This window comes from Croceibacterium xixiisoli (genome assembly GCF_009827305.1).
In the GTDB taxonomy this organism is placed as follows: domain Bacteria; phylum Pseudomonadota; class Alphaproteobacteria; order Sphingomonadales; family Sphingomonadaceae; genus Croceibacterium_C; species Croceibacterium_C xixiisoli.
In genome coordinates this window covers 188,855-207,296 of the sequence record NZ_WTYJ01000001.1, presented here as the reverse complement: position 1 = coordinate 207,296, position 18,442 = coordinate 188,855, and the positions used below count along the sequence as shown (strand labels likewise).

17 protein-coding genes and 1 tRNA gene are annotated in these 18,442 nt (G+C 66.0%); 10 read left to right on the top strand and 8 right to left on the bottom strand.

Annotated features, from left to right (window positions below):
* Positions 1-10 precede the first annotated feature (10 nt).
* From GRI97_RS01060 to GRI97_RS01030, 7 genes are all read right to left on the bottom strand, one after another.
* On the bottom strand, positions 11-451 hold the full coding sequence (locus GRI97_RS01060; RefSeq protein ID WP_161389303.1) for a hypothetical protein: 441 nt from the start codon (positions 449-451) through the stop codon (positions 11-13).
* 160 nt (positions 452-611) lie between these two features.
* A complete protein-coding gene (locus tag GRI97_RS01055) occupies positions 612-2,414 on the bottom strand; it encodes a putative porin (RefSeq protein ID WP_161389302.1) in 1,803 nt (600 codons plus the stop codon).
* 74 nt (positions 2,415-2,488) lie between these two features.
* Positions 2,489-3,229, bottom strand: a complete 741-nt coding sequence (locus tag GRI97_RS01050; RefSeq protein ID WP_161389301.1) for a TonB-dependent receptor — start codon at positions 3,227-3,229, stop codon at positions 2,489-2,491.
* Complete coding sequence (locus GRI97_RS01045) at positions 3,229-3,651, bottom strand: ExbD/TolR family protein (RefSeq protein WP_161389300.1); 423 nt, start codon at positions 3,649-3,651, stop codon at positions 3,229-3,231. The genes GRI97_RS01050 and GRI97_RS01045 overlap by 1 nt, the downstream gene beginning before the upstream one ends.
* 24 nt (positions 3,652-3,675) lie before the next feature.
* Positions 3,676-5,409, bottom strand: coding sequence for a DUF2341 domain-containing protein (locus tag GRI97_RS01040; RefSeq protein WP_161389299.1), 1,734 nt, complete (start codon positions 5,407-5,409; stop codon positions 3,676-3,678).
* On the bottom strand, positions 5,409-6,983 hold the full coding sequence (locus GRI97_RS01035; RefSeq protein ID WP_235917561.1) for a ShlB/FhaC/HecB family hemolysin secretion/activation protein: 1,575 nt from the start codon (positions 6,981-6,983) through the stop codon (positions 5,409-5,411). Before GRI97_RS01035 ends, GRI97_RS01040 begins: the two co-directional genes overlap by 1 nt.
* A gap of 430 nt (positions 6,984-7,413) precedes the next feature.
* On the bottom strand, positions 7,414-8,292 hold the full coding sequence (locus GRI97_RS01030; protein ID WP_161389297.1) for a helix-turn-helix domain-containing protein: 879 nt from the start codon (positions 8,290-8,292) through the stop codon (positions 7,414-7,416).
* Between the two features lie 255 nt (positions 8,293-8,547).
* Between GRI97_RS01030 and GRI97_RS01025 the strand changes: the two genes are divergently transcribed.
* The 4 genes from GRI97_RS01025 (at position 8,548) to GRI97_RS01010 (ending at position 11,517) form a co-directional block, all read left to right on the top strand.
* On the top strand, positions 8,548-9,243 hold the full coding sequence (locus GRI97_RS01025; protein ID WP_161389296.1) for a hypothetical protein: 696 nt from the start codon (positions 8,548-8,550) through the stop codon (positions 9,241-9,243).
* Positions 9,240-9,788 carry an RNA polymerase sigma factor gene (locus GRI97_RS01020; RefSeq protein ID WP_161389295.1) on the top strand — a complete coding sequence of 183 codons (549 nt, stop codon included), beginning with the start codon at positions 9,240-9,242 and terminating at the stop codon, positions 9,786-9,788. Before GRI97_RS01025 ends, GRI97_RS01020 begins: the two co-directional genes overlap by 4 nt.
* A gap of 4 nt (positions 9,789-9,792) precedes the next feature.
* The gene (locus GRI97_RS01015) at positions 9,793-10,770 is read left to right on the top strand and encodes a FecR family protein (RefSeq protein ID WP_161389294.1); all 978 of its coding nucleotides are present in this window, start codon (positions 9,793-9,795) and stop codon (positions 10,768-10,770) included.
* 69 nt (positions 10,771-10,839) lie between these two features.
* The gene (locus GRI97_RS01010; protein ID WP_161389293.1) at positions 10,840-11,517 is read left to right on the top strand and encodes an energy transducer TonB family protein; all 678 of its coding nucleotides are present in this window, start codon (positions 10,840-10,842) and stop codon (positions 11,515-11,517) included.
* Positions 11,518-11,531: 14 nt separating this feature from the next.
* Here the strand turns inward: GRI97_RS01010 and GRI97_RS01005 are convergent.
* Positions 11,532-11,616, bottom strand: a tRNA-Leu gene (locus tag GRI97_RS01005).
* A gap of 151 nt (positions 11,617-11,767) precedes the next feature.
* On the opposite strand from GRI97_RS01005, the gene GRI97_RS01000 reads away from it, so the two are divergent.
* The 6 genes from GRI97_RS01000 (at position 11,768) to GRI97_RS00975 (ending at position 18,388) form a co-directional block, all read left to right on the top strand.
* A complete protein-coding gene (locus tag GRI97_RS01000; protein WP_235917560.1) occupies positions 11,768-12,565 on the top strand; it encodes a citryl-CoA lyase in 798 nt (265 codons plus the stop codon).
* Positions 12,566-12,658: 93 nt separating this feature from the next.
* The gene (locus GRI97_RS00995) at positions 12,659-14,365 is read left to right on the top strand and encodes a GMC family oxidoreductase (protein ID WP_161389292.1); all 1,707 of its coding nucleotides are present in this window, start codon (positions 12,659-12,661) and stop codon (positions 14,363-14,365) included.
* Positions 14,366-14,376: 11 nt separating this feature from the next.
* The gene (locus GRI97_RS00990) at positions 14,377-15,282 is read left to right on the top strand and encodes an MBL fold metallo-hydrolase (protein WP_161389291.1); all 906 of its coding nucleotides are present in this window, start codon (positions 14,377-14,379) and stop codon (positions 15,280-15,282) included.
* Between the two features lie 175 nt (positions 15,283-15,457).
* Complete coding sequence (locus tag GRI97_RS00985) at positions 15,458-16,639, top strand: cytochrome P450 (RefSeq protein ID WP_161389290.1); 1,182 nt, start codon at positions 15,458-15,460, stop codon at positions 16,637-16,639.
* Position 16,640: 1 nt separating this feature from the next.
* Positions 16,641-17,477 (top strand): N-acyl homoserine lactonase family protein, encoded by an 837-nt coding sequence (locus GRI97_RS00980; protein WP_328598470.1) that lies wholly within the window; start codon positions 16,641-16,643, stop codon positions 17,475-17,477.
* Entirely contained in the window at positions 17,474-18,388 is a 915-nt protein-coding gene (locus GRI97_RS00975; RefSeq protein ID WP_161389288.1) for an NAD(P)-dependent oxidoreductase, read from the top strand. Before GRI97_RS00980 ends, GRI97_RS00975 begins: the two co-directional genes overlap by 4 nt.
* Positions 18,389-18,442: the final 54 nt, after the last annotated feature.

The window sequence follows — 18,442 nt, the reverse complement described above, 5'->3', positions numbered from 1 at the left end:
CTCCTCGCCATCATGGCCGCGGCACCCGGGGCGGGCGCGTCGCGGGCCGTTCGGCATGGACCGAGGTGCCAAAGCCGCTGCCCATGCGCAGCCGGGTGGCGGACTGGTTGGCGATGCCGATCCGGGTATCGGGGGATCCGGCTTGCGAGACCGGGGCATCGATCCCGGCGCGGGCCTGATCCTGGGCAATGCGGGCGGCCTGGGCCAGGCGCCGGGTCGCGCAATCGAGATGGCCGGCCTGTTCGCCCGCGATGTCCACGATCACGCAGGGCCCCTGCGGCGCGGCCGTGCCGATGCGGGTGTTCGCCGGTGCTGGTTCGACGGGTGGCAGTTCGGTGGCCGGCAGTTCACGCAAAGCTTCTGTCTGAGCAGGTTCGTGCTGATCGGGCTCCACCTGCTGGGCTGCGAGCAGCGGCGAGGCCGGCAGCAGCAGCAGGGCGAACCAGGCCATGATCCTTCCCGCGATCCTTTTGGCCGCAACCCGGCTGCGCCTGCCTGAGGGCACAGGCACAGCCGGGTGCGCATGACTGCCCGGCCGTGCGATCTGGCGCAGCCGGGCGGTCACGATAAGGAGCGCGGTGGTGGACATGGTGTGATCCGGGATCCGGTTCTCAGAACCGGGTCATCAGATCGACGAAGCCGCGATCCACGCTGAAGGGGGCCGAGGCGATTTCTTCAGCCGCCAGCCAGCGCAGCCCGACGATGGTGTTGGGCGCGACTGCATAATTGCCGCCGATCTGCCAACCCCGGTTGTTGGTGCCGCCGATGTGGAAGTCGGAATCGGCAAAGGCATCGACCACCGCATCGCTCTCAAGCCGGCGGTAGGCCACATAGCCGTTCCAGTCGCCGGTTTTGGCTGCCCAGTCGCCCATCATGTTGAGGTTCATCACCGAACCGACCGTCAGGCGGGCCTGCCAGCCCTGATTGCCGCCCTGATAGGCGCCGGGCCGGGTGATGGTGTTGTCGGGATCGGTTGGGGTGGGATCGGGCAGGGTGACGTCCGCCCCCAGATTGTTGATCGCCCGGGCGGCCACCTCGCTGCGGTTCCAGCCCAGATTGCGGACGTAATCGCCTTCCAGACGCACGCCGAACCCGTCATTGGCGCGGTAATCGAGTGCCCCGCGCACATGCAGGATCCTGAACTTTGAGGCATAGCCGAAGTACTGCGGATCGGGCGAGAGATCGGGATTGACCGGATTGGGCACGATATCGCGCAGCGTCGCCATCGTGTTGCCGAACTGCTGGAACGCAGGCCGCAGCGCATCTGTCGAACAGACCAGCTCATACCAATAGCAAGGGTCGGACTGGCGGGCCTGGATGTTGTCGAAGTGGTAATAGGCGCCGGCCAGCTTCAGATCGATCGCATCGCTGACCCTGGCATCGAACCCGGCCTGGGCGGCGAACATGTAGCGATCCTGGCTGGGATAGGGCCGCCCGCGTGGCACATTCTCTTCCACCTGGGCGTTCTGCGACCCGAAGTTCATGTCGGTGTTGAACACCGGGAAGGCGCCGGCCGTGCCGAACAGGCGCAGTCCCTGGGTCACCGGGGCCGAGGCCGAGACGGCGATCCCGTCGAAGTTCATGTCATTGTCGAAGATCAGGTCGGAGGTGAAGAAGGGGTTGGCAAAGCGCCCCACATCGATCGCCACATCCTTGACCGGGGTCAGGCGGACCGAGGCGCGATCGAGCCAGAGGTGATATTTGCCCGTACCATCGGCGCCCAGCGTCTGATTGGTCGAGACCGGGGCATTGTCGGCGCCCGTGGCGATGCGCACATCGGCGCTGATCCAGCTGGCGATCTGCGCCTTGACGCCCAATCGGGCGCGCAGGCGGAAGCGTTCGCGGTTTTCCAGCGTGTTTATATAGGGCGCGCCGATATAGTCGGGGTTGCGATCGTTGATATCGAACGGTTCGCCATGGTTGAGCGCGCCGTAGTTCCAGAAGATGTCGCCATTGTCCTTGTCATAGAACCGCGCCTCGCCGCGCACGCGCACATCGCCATAGATGTTGATCCGCCGGGTCCATTCGGGCGTCTCGCCCGGCTTTGACCAGCCTTCGGCCTGCGCCTGGGTGCCGAGCTCTGCCCGCACCTGCTGGACGATCTGTTCGCGCACCACGGGCGAGACGTAGGCGATGGTCTGCGTGCCATCGGCGGCAACGCCGGCCTGCGGCAGCGGGGCGCGTGCCTGGGCTTGGGCCTGAACCGGTGCCGCTTCGACCACTTCGGCCTGCGATACGATGGTATCGGCGTCGGCCTGGCTGATCACGCCCTTGGCGACCAGCAGTTCGAGGATTTTCTCGCCGTCGATCCGGCGTTCTTGCGCGGACGCCGGCGAGGCGAAGAGGGTGGCGCCGGCCACGCAGGCCAGAAGCAGGGGTTTGAGACGGCCACTGGGACCGGTGAGAATAGACATCGTGAAGTTCCCTTCAAAAAACAGATGGTCGCTGGGTGCCGGCCGCAGGAAGTCCGGCCCCGAAGCTGTCAGGTTCAGCGTCCCGAGCGGGCATTGAGTTCGATCCGCATCACCGGCAGGCCGGCAGGCGGTGCCTGGCACTGGAGCCCGGTCAGCAGATTGCGGATTTGCGCGGCACGGCGATCATCGACCCCCGCCACCCGCGCATTGGCAATCCGCCCGGCCGGGGTCATGGTCACGCTCAGCACCGCATCATAGCGGCCGCGTGACAGGTCCCGGTCGCGCTGCGCGGCCGATCGGATGCAGCCGAGCGCCACATTGGCATAGGCGCGATGAGCGTCTCCTCCCCCGCCCCCGCCGGGCCGGCCACCGATACGGGTGCCCCCGCCATCGCCCACGGCCAGGCCGTAGTTCGACGGACCCGCGCCCTCGCGCGCGGTCAGGGCATTGTCGCCCGGGGCCGGATCGGAGGAAGGTGTGGCATCGGACGGCGCCTGATCGGGCGGCGGCGGCGTATCGACCGGACTGTCGATCGGCGGCGCATCGACCGGCTCGGGCGGCTTTTCTTCCGGCTTGACCTCGGGCGGTGGCGGCGGAGGTGGGGGAGGCGGCGGCAGGATGACCTGCGTCGTCTTCATCTCGTTCGGCCGGTCACTGACCGACTGCCAGCTCATCATGTTATAGACCACCGCCGCGAGCAGCCCCACGCCAACCACCACGGCCACGCGGCCGAAGGTGACGGGGGATTTGCGGCGGCGCCCACCTGGACCACCCCCACCTGAGCCATTTGAACCACCAAGCGCGAGCGCGGCCATCACGCCCCCCCGCCGCTCGGCGGCCGGGTGGAGGCCATGCCAAGGCTGGGCACGCCGACCTTGGAACACAGGTCGAGCACCTGCATCACCTTGTCATATTGCACCGCCCTGTCCCCGCGCAGGATCACCGCCAGATCGGGCGTGGTGGCAATGCTCGAACGCAGCTGGCTTTCCAGCTCGCTCATCGAGACGGGGATCGCATCGATCGAGACCGTCCCGTCATTGCTGACCGCAATCACCCGGCTCTTCTGCGCCTCGAGCACCTTGGCCGAGGAGGCGGACGGCAGGTCCACCTTGATCCCCTGGACCGCTGCCGTCGTCATCAGGATGAAGATGATCAGCAGCACCAGCACCACATCGACGAAGGGGGTGATGTTGATCTCGTTATACGGCTTCTTCGAACCGCCTGCCTGCATGGCCATGGCCTGAGCTCCTTATCCTCGGGTTCAGGCCGCTTGCGCCGCAGGCACATCCTGCCAGGTCTCGGCGATGCGCTTTTCCAGCTCGTCCACGAAGATATCGTGGTCGGCGGTGATCTCCTCGATGCGGCTGAGCAGATAGTTGTAGCCGAACAGCGCCGGGATCGCGACCGCAAGGCCCGCCACCGTCGCCAGCAGCGCGGCGGCAATACCCGGGGCAATGGCGTTGATATTGACCTCGCCGGCCGCAGCCACGGAAGCAAAGGTGATCATCACCCCCAGCACCGTGCCGAGCAGGCCGATGAAGGGACCGCCCGAGATGGCGATGGTCAGCAGCACGAGCCGCGCATGGAGCTTCTGCCCCTCGCGCACCTTGCCCGCATCGAGCGCCGAGCGGATCGCGGCAATCGACTGCGCCCGGATCGCAAAGCGCGAACCCGTCGTGCGTCCTTCCATCAGCCGCTCGCCCAGCTCACGCCGGCCGATGGCATAGAGCCGGCCCAGCGTGGAATCGGACGCGCCCATGCCCGGATCGAACATCGGCAGGCCGTCATGTTCGCCCGTCCGGCGCGAGACGCCCGCATAAGAGGCCAGGAAGGCCTCATTCGCGCTGCGCACCTTGCCGATCAGCAGGCCCTTGGTGATCATGATCGCGATCGCGATCGCCAGCATCAGGCCGCAGATGATGATCACCACCCAGGCGTCGAAGGTCAGCGCGGCAAACAGAATGCCCATATAGCCATGGCCACCGCCGGTCTCGACCTGCTGCGCGGTATCGGTGGTGACCAGCTTCGAGGACTGGCCTTCGGCAGCAGAGGCCAGCTGGAAGGCGGCCTGCGGCAGCGCCACACCGGCCACCCGCAGCTCGTCGATCTCGCCCGCAAAGCCTGTGCCCAGCACGGCGTCGCCGGCTGCAGCGGCCAGCGCGCCGGCCACTTCGCCGGCCGCCTGGCCGTTGATATAGAGCACGCTCTTCGTGCCATCATTGACCAGCGCGACATTGGCCCAGGCGTCAGCGGCCAGCGCTGCGCCGGCCGATCGGGCGCCGCCCTGATCGATGAACAGCTGGCCGCCCTGGGCGATCAGGCTGACCGAACCCGGCAAAGTGAAGATCGCGCCATCGCTGCCGGGCTTGACCCAGAAGCTGAGGCTGAGCGGTCCGCTGGCAAAGGCTGCGGCCGGCAGCGTCACGCTGCTGGCCCCGTCGAGCAGCAGGCTCGAGCCGATCAGCCCTGCGGCGCTGCGACCCGAGGCGCCGGCAGCGTTGTTGCCGTTCGAGGTGGCGTCCTTGGCGGCGCCTTCATCGCTGAAGTGATACACCAGCCGGTAATCGGGCGCGAAGGTGCCCGCCACATCCTGCGCGGCAGCGGCATTCTGATTGCCGTAATAGGCATAGATCGCCGAGGCCTGGCCCGGCTGCAGACCCTGCACATCGACCCAGACCAGCGCCTGTTCCTCTGCCGGGCTCCACTTCTCGATATGGAACTTGAGCGGCGTGCGGTCATCGCCCGCGACAAAGCGCAGGTCCGATCCGTCGGCTTTCACATCCTTGAAGTTGAAGTTGCCCTGATGCAGCCGCACCAGCACCGGCGCGCGCGCCACTTCCCCGGTGATGCCGGCGGCATCGACATTAAGGTTGATCTTCGTGCGATAGGCATAGTCGCCTTCCCACCAGGCATAAGCGGGCGTGGCGGCGGTCAGAGCGGCCAGCGCAACGGCGCCCGCCATCATGCCCTTGCGGGCACGCGTGAGTATCGACATTAAAATTCCCCCTGGATGCGGAAGCGGACGAAGATATCGCCGGGTTCGGATTGCGAGCCCGACCGGAGCGGCACGCCGGCATCGACCGACCCGCTCAGATGATTGAGAAGCTTGATCCGGCCGCCAAGACCGGCGCTGGCCAGCCAGCTGTTGCGCGTGGCGATCTGACTCTCGAGCGGATGATGGATCCCGGCATAGCCGCCATCGGCAAACACGTGGAAGCGCAGCTCGGTGACAAAATCCTCGCCCAGCAGCTTGCCCAGATCGGGCGAGCGCAGTTCATTCTGCCAGGCAAAGCCATAATCGCCGATCGCCTCGCTCTCGAAGTAGCCGCGCACCGAGGACATGCCGCCCAGGCTGAAGCCTTCATTGCTGATCAGCGGATCGGGCGACCACTGACCGGTCAGCCGCGTATCGAACACGATATCCGATCCCAGCTGGCGCGTGGTCTGGGCATCGAGCTTGAGCGCGATGAAGCTCTGGCGCGCCATATAGCGCTTGGCATCGAAGCGTTCCCAGCCATCGCCAAGCCCGCGAATGCCGAACACGCTGCTCAGCGTCAGATTGCTGGTTGCGCCATCGCCCATCCAGTCGCCGCGCCAGCTGGCGAGCAGGGGCGCATATTTGATCGGTGCCGAGGCCCGGTCGGAACCCAGCGTCACATCTTCGCTGAAGTCCTTGTAATCCATCCCCAGGGTCAGCGAGTGATAGAAGCCCTCGCCCGAGCCAAGCGAGCGGATCAGCCGGAAGCCCCCCATCTTGCCCCGGCCGATCACGCTGGTCCCGCCAACAACGGCGATATCGCTGTCCGAATAGACCCCATAGAGCAGCAGCTGCGTGCCCTGCCCCAGCCGCATCAGATAATTGCCGGAAAACACCGTGCCATCATCGGGCCGCTCGGGCGCGGTCTGCGCCGACAGGCTCAAGCTGTCGCCCCGGCCCCACATGTCGTCATAACGCAGCATGGCCGAAGCGCGCAGCGCGCTGGTCGCGGCCGAGGAGAAGTTGTTCAGCTCTGCCGAAGCGTGGAAGGGTGAGCTTTCTTCCACATTGAGCACCACATCGAGCGTGCCGGGCGCTTCGCCGGCCTTGAGCTCGGGCGTGACCCGCCGGTTCGGCTTGCTGTTGAGCGCCACCACATCGCGCTGGAAGGCCGGAATATTGGGCGTGACCCCCGGCGCCACCGATGGCGCCAGCGCCCGCACCTCATCCGCATTCTTCGTGTCGCCCTCAACCAGCAAGCGGCCCACCGCCTGCGGCTGAACCTGCAGCTGCAGCACTCCGCCATCGACCGATTGTTCGGGAATATAGACCGAGACCGCGACATAGCCGGCATCTTCATAAAGCTGCTGCAGCGCCGCCCGCGCAGACTCCACATCCGCCTCGCTCCGCCCCGGCCCCATGAACGGCAGCACCGCCCGCTCCACAGCATCGGGCGACAGCAAGGTGTTCCCGCGCACCTGAAACGCCAGAATGTCAAAGCGCACCGCTGCCTCGGACGACGCGTCTGCCGCTACCGTCAGCGCATCCTGCGCAAGCGCCGGAACAGCCGCGCAAAGAGCCAAAGCCAGCATGCTTGCGCCCGCCGACATACGCCAGTGCCGCTGTTTGTGATCAAACCGCAAAATCATAACCCCCTGCCGGATCCACCGCGCCAGGCCCCAAAGCCCGGCGGAGGATCGGTCATCGCGTCGCAAACGCCGCCGCTACACCCAGCATATTGCTGCACTGCGGCGCCAACTCACGACGGCCCTTAGAAATAGGAAGGAAGGATTCTCAAGCTTGAATGCGCCTCAGCATCGCTTTGTGCGTGATCGCTCGGGTTGTATGTAAGTTTGATTACAACAATATTTTTGACAATATGATACATGCCATCGAATCATGTTCGATGATATTTTTTGCATATGGAATTTCAGGATGTCAGTTACGCACGAAAAAAACCATTCAGGAGAGAGATATTTCATATCCATCCCGAATTATTCAATTTCAGGCCTGCGGCCGATTTCAGCGGGCGGTAACGAAGGCCCGGGTGCGTGTCTGAGTCGGGGTTTCCCCGAAGAATCTCTGATAGGCGCGCGTGAAGGCGCTGGGGCGGTAGCCGAGCGCATCGGCCAACGCGCTCAGCGAGCGGCTTTCCAGATGACTTTCCAGCCGCAGCCGGCCCCATTCCAGCCGCGCTTCGTGCACAAGGCGCGACAGCGACAGGCCGGTGGTTTCCTTGATCGTGCGACGCAAGGTCACCTGAGTGACCCCGGCTGCGCGCAGCAGATCATCCAGCACCACCGGATCCCCATTCACCAAAGTGACCCGATCGAGCGCGCGTTGCACCGCGCTGGCAACCGAAAAGATCATCGGCGCCTGGGGATGCTGCAGCAGTTCTGCAGCCAGTGCCGTGACCAGATCGTCAGCCAGGCCCTCGGTCGCGCTGCCGCCTTCCCCGATCATGCGCGCAATTGCCTGCACAAGGGGATTGGCGGGATCGTGCAAGGGCAGGGTCAGCCGGATACGGCCGATGCGGCGGGGGATGCCCTCTGCCGCATAGGCGGCTGCCTGCACCAGATGCCGTGGCAGGCGGATCAGCAGCGCAGGCTGGCCTGTTACGCCCGACAGCACGATCCCCTCCCCATCGCCGCCAATCAGGACATGGTCGCCAAGCGGATTTGCAGACCCCGCCACATTGATGCTGCCGGCAATCGGGACGACCAGTTGCAGGCTGTCATCCTGCGGTTCGAGCCGCATCGCGCCATCCAGCCGCACCATTTTGCATACCAGGGCAGATACTGGGCCAGCCTCCGGACCGGATCCGATCCCGAACGCACGCGCATCGGCATCCGCCGATACTGCAACGTCCCCAATCTCCAGATCCCGTCCAACGGCCAGCATAGAATTCCTCCTGCTGATGCAGATGCACCGGGGCGGCGTTCGTGCAGATTATTTTTTCAGACCCGCGCTTTTCGGCCCGGACGCTGTCCTGCGTCAGCTGTCATGAACGCGAGACATAAGTGTCATACGCTTTGCGCCATGGTCGCCTGACGCAGTTGACGACAGACCTTCCCTTCCGCCTTGAGATCAGCGTACCCACCCTTGCCCCTGCGTTCCCGCCCCCTGCCCTGTTCATGGCCCCTGGCGCTTGCCGCCATGCTGTGCCCCTCTACGCCGCTGCCCGCCCAAGCCCAGAATCAGGACCAGGCGCAGCTGGCTTATGATATTCCGGAGCAGAATCTGTCCGATGCGCTGGACGCTTTCGCGAGCCAATCCAATGTCAGCATCGCCTTCGATGCTGATGTCGTCGGGCGGCATCGTTCCACGCGCCTGTCTGGCAATCACACCCCGCAAATCGCGCTGCAGACCCTGCTGGCGCGCAGCGGCCTGCGCGCCCGCTTCACCGGGCCGCATTCCGTCATCATCTTCGATCCGCGCCTCCCCGTCGCGCCTGTGGAGCGATCAGTCGGGCCATCGCGGGTGACCAATCGCCCGACCATCACGCTCGATCTGGCCGTGGTGGAAGCATCGCGCATGATCGGCCGCCGCAACCCCGGGCAGATCGATCAGTATGTGCAGCAGGCCGCGCGCGAGATTCAGGCTATCTTCGCCCGTCACCCCGATTATCGGGAGGCGGTGTTCCGGACACGCATCGCCGTCTCGATCGCGCCGGATGGCACGGTCAGCAGCCTGACCCTGCTGCGGTCGACCGGCGATCTTGAGCGGGACGGGCGCGTGCCATCGCTCGTCGTCGGCCGAACGATTGGTGCCCCGCCGCCCGAAGGCCTGGCCCAGCCGCTGACCTTCGAGATTACCGGCAAGCCGCTTTCCAGCAGGGAGGGCGCGCGATGAGCGGACCCGCGCGCGTGGCGCTGACCGAAAGACTGGTTGCGCATTATGCCGATCTGCGCCGCCGGCTTGCCCGAGCGCTGGGATCGCGCGATCGCGCGTCCGAAGCGCTGCACGACACCTGGCTGCGCCTGCAAAGTGGCGGCGACCTGGCGCCCGTGGCGGACCCGGACGCCTATCTGTTTCGATCCGCCCTGAACCACGCCAACCGGGCCGCCGTGGCCGAACGCCGATTGCTCAACAGCATCGAGATCAGTAGCGCGATCAATCTGGCCGATGAGAGCCCGGACCCGGAACGGGTGGCGATCGCCCGCAGCGAAGTCGCAGCGCTCAAGCGCGCGCTGTCGAGCCTGACCGCGCGGCAGCGGGAGATTTTCATGGAAAGCTATGTCGGCGAGGCAACCCATGCCGAGCTGGCCGAACGCTACAATGTCTCCGTCCGGACCATCCAGGCCGATCTGCGCACCGGGCTGCTCCATGTCGCCAGTCGGCTGCTCGATAAAGATGTCTGCGCGAAACAGGACCTCAAAGTATCTAGGAATCGATAGGAGGATGTCATCGAATGCCGCACCACCCCAGACACACCGGCCCGCTGACGGCAGCATGGCCGCGCTGATGGCCGATGCGGGACAGCCCGACCCCGCCATGGCGGAGGCCGTGGATTGGGTGGTTCACCTGACCTCGGGCGAGGCCACGCATGACGATTTGCAGGAACTGGATGCTTGGCGCGCTGCAACGCCCGCCAATGATGCCGCCTATCGGGCGCTGGCAGCGCTGCATCCGCTGGGCGCAGCGCTGAAGGGGCAATCCGGGGTCAGCCGGCGGGCCATGCTTTCGGGCGGGGCCGTCTCGCTCGCCGCCATTGGCGCGATCGGTCTGGCCCGCCCACCGCTGGGCCTGTGGCCGTCCTTTTCGGAGCTTATGGCCGATCACCGCACCGGGCCTGGCCAGCGTTTCGCCTTCCGCCCGATCGATGGGGTCGATGTCGAGCTCAATTCGCGGACCAGCGTCGCGCTGGTTTCGAGCGGCGAGGGCATGCGCCTGATCGACGGGGAAACCTTCGTCGCGGTCGCGAACGGAACACCCTTCGACGTGCAGGCGGGCGAGGCCCATCTGCGTGCGAATGGCGCAAGCTTCAATGTGCAGACCCTGGCCGGGGGCATCCGCGTCGCCTGCGTGGCGGGCGAGGTGCTGTGCGGAACGGGTGGAACCATAGCCCGCCTGGCATCGGCCCAGGAATGGCGCCTTGCCGCCAATGGCCGCGCCACGACCCGACCCATCGATGAGGGAGCGGCCGGCAGCTGGCGCAATGGCATATTGCGCTTCGAGCGGGCGCCGCTGGCCGAAGTCATCGAACAGTTCAACCGGTACCGGGCGAGGCCGGTCATGCTGGCCAGCTCTGCCATCGGGGCACAACCGGTCAGCGGCTTCTTCCATACCAGCGACATCGATGCCGCAGTGTCCCAATTGCAGGCGCTGCATCAGCTCAATGTCCGGCATCTGCCCGGGGGGGTGATCCTGGTCGGATAGAGCCGACAAGGCGACGTTCGCAGCGACGCCAAAGGTTCATCTTGTTCCGCCACAGGGGATGCGATTCCCATGAGCTACACCTCTTCCTCCTGGCTGTCGCGCTCCGGCTCCATGCTGCTCTCGGCAGGGTTCCATCTCGCGATCGGCTTCGCGATCTTCGCCGGGATGAAGACCGCGGCCCCGCCCCCTGCGCATCAGACCGGGGAACGGGGACGGATACTGGTGGTCGAACTCCAGCCATTCGATGAAAGCGGCGCGCCGGACGCGGGGGAAGAAAATGCCCATCGCGCCGAAGAGGCCATGCGCCGGATCGACCAGCCGGGGGAGGCGATCAGAAGCAATTCCGCTGAAAAATCCATGAAAATCGGGGCCCCGCCCACGACCGATGGCGGTCTGAACGACCAGAACGAGGCTGATGGCCTGGCCGATGACAAATCAGGCGCGCCGGTTCCTGCCGGGGCTGAAGTGCAGGCCTATCGCGCGCTGTTGCTGCGCCATATCCAGCAGCATCAGCAATATCCGCTGCCTTCCCGCCAGGCGGGGGAACAGGGGGTGGCCCAGGTGCGGTTCGTGATGGATCGGTCCGGGCGGCTCGGCGAAGCCTGGGTCGAAACCACATCCGGATCGGGCCCGCTCGATGCCGAGGCGCTGGCTGCCCTGCGCCGTGCCCAGCCGCTGCCGCCCCCGCCCGACAGCTGGCCGCAAAGCTTCGAAGTGGTGTTGCCGATCCTGTTCAGGCTGAATTGAACCCATCGGCCGATTGGTGCGGGCGGCGGGACTCGAACCCGCACGAGCATAACTCAGAAGATTTTAAGTCTCCGGCGTCTACCATTCCGCCACGCCCGCATGATCCCGCCGGCAAGGCGGGGCGGGCAATCCTCTAGCCTTGCCGATTGCGGCTGACCAGTGCCCGATAATCGCCACAAGCTGCGCGCATGGGCGCCTATCGCCTGCGCAGCGTCGCGGGTCTAGGGTGCAGCATGCAGCGGCGAAGGACATGATGATGCGGATTGGCAGGCAGAAGGCTCAGAGCAGCGCGATCTGCACTTCGGATGCGGACAGCATCACCGTGCGCGGGCGCGATCTGACGACCGACATCATCGGTCATATGGATTTCACTGCCTATTTCTGGCTGCTGGTGACCGGGCAGGAGCCCGACGAACAGCAGAGTTTCTTCCTCAATGCCATACTCTGCGCGCTGGCCGAACATGGGCTGATGCCCAGCGTCATCACCGCGCGCATGACCCATGCCGCCGCGCCGGAGTCGTTGCAGGGGGCGGTGGCCGTCGGCCTGCTGGGATGTGGCGATGTGCTGATGGGCAGTGTCGAGCTGGCCGGGCGGTTCTATGACGAATGCATCGCTGACCAGCAGGCCAGCGGCGGCACCGCCGAAGGGGCCGCCAGGCGCGGCATTGCCCGGTTGCGCGATGCCGGGCAGCCGATCCCCGGGTTCGGCCACCCGCTGCACACCGGATCCGATCCGCGGGCCGATCTGCTGCTGCGGCTGGCGCGCGAACAGGGGGTTGGCGGCGCGCATGTGGCGATGCTTTATGCCATTCGCGATCTGTTGCCCGGGGCGCTGGGCCGATCGCTGCCGATCAATGTGAACGGGCCGATCGCGGCGATCATGCTGGATCTGGGTTTCCCGCCCTCTGCCCTGCGTGGCATTGCCCTGCTGGCGCGCACCGCCGGGCTGATCGGCCATCTGACCGAGGAACAGGAACGGCCGATCGGCTTCCTGCTGTCCGACAAGGCCGCCGAAGCGGTCAGCTATGACGGGCCGCTGCCGCGCTGAGGCGCGCCCGCTTCGCCCACCCCCTTCGCCTGAACGCAAGCAGGCTTCGCAGCCAGCCAAGCCGCCTGTGACCTGCCCGGTTAGCCTCCTGCCATGGGAGAAGCGCAGACAGCAGGTGCGACCGCATTCGACTATGTCGTGGTCGGTGCCGGATCGGCAGGGGCGGCACTGGCTGCCCGGCTGGGTGAAGCGGCAGACCGCACGGTCTGCGTGATCGAGGCAGGGGGGCATGACAGCCACCCCTTCATCCACATCCCCAGCTTCGTGGGTGCGGCGATCGGCCGGGCAGAAACCAACTGGCGTTTCGCCACCGTGCCGCAGGCCGGCATGGCGGGCCGGGAGATCCCCGTGCCGCGCGGCAAGGTGCTGGGCGGATCGGGCAGCATCAATGGCATGGTCTATTTCCGGGGGCACCCGACCGATTATGACGACTGGTCCGATGCCGGTTGCACCGGCTGGTCCTATGCCGAAGTGCTGCCCTATTTCACGCGCACCGAGCACAATGAGAATTACCCCGCCAGTGTGTTCCACGGCGCGGACGGCCCGATCAATGTCAAGCTGGTGGAAAACCCCAACCGGCTGAATTACGCCTTCATGGATGCGCTGGCATCGCTGCAGTTTCCGGCCTGCCCCGATTTCAACGGGCCGAACCCGGAAGGCTATGGCCGGCGGCAGGGCCTGCTGCGCAATGGCCAGCGCGAAAGCACGGCCAAGAACATGCTGCGCCCGGCGCTGGCGCGCGGGAATATCCATCTGCAGACCGATGCCCGTGTGGCGCGGGTGGTGGTGCAGGATGGCCGCGCGACCGGCGTTGAACTGACCGACGGGCGGGTGATCCACGCCCGGCATGAGGTGGTGCTGGCCGCCGGCGCGGTGCAGACGCCGCAGATCCTGCAATTGTCCGGCATCGGCCCGGCCGCCCATCTGCAGGCCATGGGGCTGGAGGTGGTGCATGATCTGCCCGGCGTGGGCGCCAATTATCACGATCACGTGGCCAGCCCGCTGCATATGGAAACCGCGGATTCGACGAGTTACGGCCTGTCGTGGAAGGCGCTGCCGCGCGATATCCTGCATTTCTTCCAATATCTGGCCACAAGGCGCGGACCGCTGGCGGGCAATGTGTTCGAAAGCGTGGCCTTCCTGCGGACTGATCCATCGCTGACCCGGCCCGATGTGCAGTTCGTGTTCCAGCCGGCCCGGCGGCTGACGACCAAGATCCCCTTCCCCATCGGCCATGGCTACGCGATCAGCCCCGTGGCGCTCTATCCCAAGAGCCGGGGTACGGTACGGCTGGCGAGCCCGGATCCCGAGGCGGCGCCGGTGATCGACCCCAATCTGCTGGGCGAGGCGGAGGATATATTACCGCTGATCCGCGCGCTGAAGATTGCCCGCGCGGCCTTCGCCAGCCCGGCCTTCGCGCAATATCACGGCACCGAGGTGGCGCCCGGCCCGGCCACGCAGAGCGATGCCGAATGGGACCGCTACATCCGCGAAACCGGCTATACCGTGCACCATCCGGTCGGCACCTGCCGCATGGGATCAGACGCCGGGGCGGTGGTGGACCCGCAATTGCGGCTGCACGGGATCGCCGGGCTGCGGGTGGCCGATGCCTCGGTCATGCCCAGCGTGATCGGCGGCAACACCAATGCGCCCAGCGTGATGATTGGTGAACGCGCAGCCGATTTCATCCTGGGCAAGCCGCAACTGCCGGCCGCCGTGCTGCCCCCTGAAAGCGTGGCCCGGTACAAGCCCGGCACCGCGCCCAACCTCCATTCCCAGCCACAAATCCAGCCCGCCTGAAGGAGAGCCATATGGCCCGCGAAACGATGAAAAGCTGGCGCATCGGCGATGTCACGGTGACACGCATTGTCGAGCTGTGGGATTTTCAGGACGATATCCGCATGACCATGCCGGATGCGACCGAAGAGGAAGTGATCGCGCTGGACTGGCTGCATCCGCATTATGCCACGCCCGAGGGGCGGCAGCGGATGAATTTCCAGGGCTTCGTGGTGCAGGCGCCGCATCCCGACGGCAACCGCGTGATCGTGGTCGATTCCTGCATCGGCGCCGGGCGCAAACGCGATTTCGATGTGTTCTGCGACCTGCCCGAAGGCTTCCTGGAAGATCTGGCATCGCTGGGCATCAGCCGCGAGGATGTGGACACGGTGATGTGCACCCATCTGCATTTCGACCATGTCGGCTGGAACACCTACAAGGACAGCGAAAGCGGCACCTATCGCCCGACCTTCCCCAATGCCCGCTATCTGTTCGGGCGGGTGGAATATGAGGCATGGCGCGATGTGATCCGCCATGACGGGCATCACAGCGACACCCATCTGGTCGAATGTGTCGACCCGATCGTGGAACTGGGCCTGGCCGATTTCATCGAGGCGGATCACCGGATCGCGCCGGGCATCCGGTGCGAGCCGAGCCATGGGCACACGCCGGGCCATGTGCATGTGCGCATATCGAGCCAGGGCGAAGAGGCTGTGATCACCGGCGACCTGATGCACCACCCGATGCAATGCGCGATGCCGCAACGCACGGCGACCTTCGATCTGGACAAGGACGCGGGGCGGGCCACGCGGATCGGCTTTGTCGAGCAATATACCGACAGCGGGGTGACCGTGATCGGGGCGCATTTTGCCGATCCGACTGCCGGGCACATGATCCGCGACGAGGCGGGCGCGGTGTGGTTTCGGGGGCTGGGGCTGTGAGGGGGCGGAGCGGCGGCGGGTTTCACACCCCGGTACAACACCCGCTCATGCTGAACTTGTCGAAGCATAGCCACGACGTCCGGCCCGGGCGCGGCCGTCAGCGCGTGGCCTTCGACAGGCTCAAGCTGAGCGGGGGTAGGGTGCAGATTTCAGGTTTGCGGACGGAGATTGCGGCATGAGCACGGCCATTCCCGAGTATCCGATCGACATCTTCACCCCGGCGGCCGTGCGCGATGCGCGGGCGGTGGATGATGCGCTGCGCGAATTTGCGCCGGTGGTGCGGCTGGCCGATGGCACGGTGATGCTGGGGCGGCATGAGCATGTCGCCGCAGGGCTGCTGGACTGGAAACGGTTTTCCAGCACGTCGCGCCCCTGGCATGATCCGACCAGCCCGCGCCCCGAAATCCTGCTGACCGATGATCCGCCGCGCCACACCCAGGTGCGCAAGGTGATTGCCGATGCGCTGTCCCCCCGGGCGCTGGAACGGGTGCGCAGCATCTTTGGCGATGTGGCGCAGGACATGGTCGCCGATCTGCGCGCGCGCGAAGGCCAGGCGGTGGATGCCGTGGGCGAGATTGCCCAGGCCTATGTGTTCCGCGTGCTGCCCGATATTCTGGGCCTGCCGCAGGAAGGGCGGCACCACATGCATGGCTTCAGCCAGATGGTGTGGGCGACCATGGGCCCGCCGGGCGAATTGTTCGACGCGGCAATGGAGGATGATTTTTCCGCCGTGGTCGAATGGCTGGAAACCCAGTGCGACCGTTCGGCGCTGGACCCGGACGGGATTGGCGAGGCGATCTATGCCGCATCGGACCGGGGGCAGGTGACCGTGGCGGAGGCCAAGCTGCTGCTGCAGACCGTGCTGAGCGCGGGGGCGGACACCACCTATATCACCATGGCCAATGCCCTGCGCGCCTGGGCGCTATACCCCGATGAATATGCGCAGCTGCGGGCGGAACCCAAGACCATCCGGTCTGCGTTTGACGAAAGCCTGCGTTGGGATTCGCCCAGCCGCATGGCAGGGCGGATCACCACGGTGGATGTCGAAATCGAGGATTATGTGATTCCGGCCGGCACGCGTTGCGGGCTGATGTTCGCCGCGGCCAATCGCGATCCGCGCTTCTGGGATGATCCGGGCGCATACCGCATTACCCGCGACACCCGCCATTCGCTTGGCTGGGGCTATGGCGTGCATGGCTGCGTGGGGCGGACCCTGGCGCAGATGGAGGCCCATGCCCTGCTGGGCACGATTGCCGGGGCGGTGGAGCGGATCAGTATTGCCGGGGATTACGAACCCTGGATGACCACGGTCGGCCATGGCCCGATCCGCCAGCCATTGCAGCTGCATTTTGCCTGATGTGAGCCCGCCCCCCCTGCCGGCAGATGGTGCCGCGCCGGTCTGCCGGATCGATGCCATTCGTTATGCAAGACACGAACGCTGCGCGGCGGAGAATTTTGCCGCGCCGGTGGATGATCATGACCGGCCGATGCCGCTGGAATATTATATCTGGGCGATTCACCGGGCCGGACATCCGCCGGTGGTGGTCGATACCGGTTTCGGCGAACAGGCGGCGCTGGCGCGCGGGCGGCGCATGATCCGCCCGGTGGTGGATGGGTTGCGCGCGGCCGGGATCGACCATCTGCTGGTGCAGGATGTGATCCTGACCCATCTCCATTACGACCACGCCGGCATGCTGAGCGCCTTCCCCAATGCCCGTTTCCATGTGCAGGCGGCGGAAATGGCCTTCGCCACCGGGCCGCATATTGGCGACGGCACGACACGCGCGCCCTTCGATGGGGAACCGATCGCCCAGCTGGTCCGCCGGCTCTATGCCGATCATGTGGTGTTCCATGCGGGCGATGCGGAATTCGCCCCCGGCATCAGTTTGCGGCTGTGCCCCGGCCATACCGCCGGGCTGCAGGTGGTCTGCTGCGAAACCGCGCGCGGCACGGTGGTGCTGGCCAGCGATGCGGCGCATCTTTACGCCAATATCACCCGCCGCCTGCCCTTCCCGATCTATATCGATGCCGATGATTACGATGAGGCGCAGCAGCGCGCGCTGGCGCTGGCCGGCGGATCGCTGGACCATCTGATCCCCGGGCATGACCCGCTGGTACTGGCCTGTTTCCCCACCGACGATGGCATCGCCCGCGTCGACCTGCCCCCGCACAAGCCGATCCTGGAGAGTTTATGAGCACCACCACCACGACTGCGGGCCCTGTTATCGGGTTCCTGGGCCTGGGCCGCATGGGCGCCGGCATGGCGGCGCGCCTGCTGGGCCAGCCGGCGCTGTGTGGCCGCCTGCTGGTGCATGACATCGCGCCCGATGCCGTGGCCGCGCTGGTGGTGCAGGGGGCGGAACCGGCGGCCAGTGCCGAGGCGCTGGGCGCGCAATGCGATGTGGTGTTCACCAGCCTGCCGACCCCGGCCATTGTGCGGGAAGCCGTGGTGGCGATTGCCGCCGGCGGATCACCGAAAATCATCTGTGACCTGTCCACATCCGGCCCGGCGCTGGCGAAGGAGCTGGACGCACTGCTGGCGCCGCGCGGCATCGCCAGCTTCGACGCGCCGGTATCGGGCGGCATATCCCGCGCGCATGACGGCACGCTGTCGCTGATGATTGGCGGACCGGAGGTGCCCTATCCGCAGCTGGAGGTGCTGCTGCGCCGGTTCGGCACGCCAATCTATATGGGGGTGACGCCGGGCGCGGGCCAGACGATGAAGCTGATCAACAATCTGCTGGGCGCGGTGGCGATCGGCGTGACTGCAGAGGGCATGGCATTTGGCATCAAGGCCGGGCTGGATCCGGCGCGCATGATCGAGGTGCTGAACCAGTCCACCGGCATCAATTCGGCCACGCGCGACAAATGGCCCAAATCGGTGCTGCCGCGCACATTCGATTTCGGATTCGCCGCCGCGCTGAGCCTGAAGGACACCAATCTGCTGATGGAAGAGGCGGCCACGGCCGAGGTGCCCCTGCCGCTGGGCGAAATCGTGCGCGATTATCTGCAACGCACCCTGCAGCGTGAAGGGCCCGAGGCCGATTTCACCGCCATTGCCAAGGTGGTGGAGGAAGCCGCCGGGCTGGATCCCGATCGCGCCTAAAATCGATCGTCAAAAATAGATCAGTTATAACCCAACCTTGCCAAGCAGGGCCTT